Origin of the sequence: Anaerostipes butyraticus, assembly GCF_016586355.1 — a bacterium.
GTDB lineage: Bacteria > Bacillota > Clostridia > Lachnospirales > Lachnospiraceae > Anaerostipes > Anaerostipes butyraticus.
Window position 1 is genome coordinate 1 of the sequence record NZ_BLYI01000044.1, and the last position, 340, is coordinate 340.

1 pseudogene is annotated in these 340 nt (G+C 43.5%); it reads left to right on the plus strand.

Features of this window, described 5'->3' with window-relative positions:
* A pseudogene (locus tag JMF81_RS10525) lies at window positions 1–314 on the plus strand (IS110 family transposase); the annotation flags it as partial.
* Between the last annotated feature and the right edge of the window lie 26 nt (window positions 315–340).

The window sequence follows — 340 nt, forward strand, 5'->3', positions numbered from 1 at the left end:
CAGGCAAGACCCGAAAAGGAAACGCTTTACTGCGGGAGACGCTTGTTGTCAGTGCACACAGTGCGGTAAAGAATAAAAGATCCTACTTCTATGCACAGTTCATGAGAATCAGCGCACATCGTGGGAAAAAGCGGGCCTATGTCGCAGTAGCTCATTCAATGCTGATCGCCATTTATCATATCCTCAAGGATAGGGTGGCTTTTCAAGATCTTGGAGCTGATTACTATAATCAGTTCAATAAGGAACGTAAGATCCATGCATATCTCAAAAAGTTAAAAGCGCTTGGCTGGGAAGCTCCTGTCGTTGCCTCATAAGATTTCCAGTTAAGTTTAAAAAGACA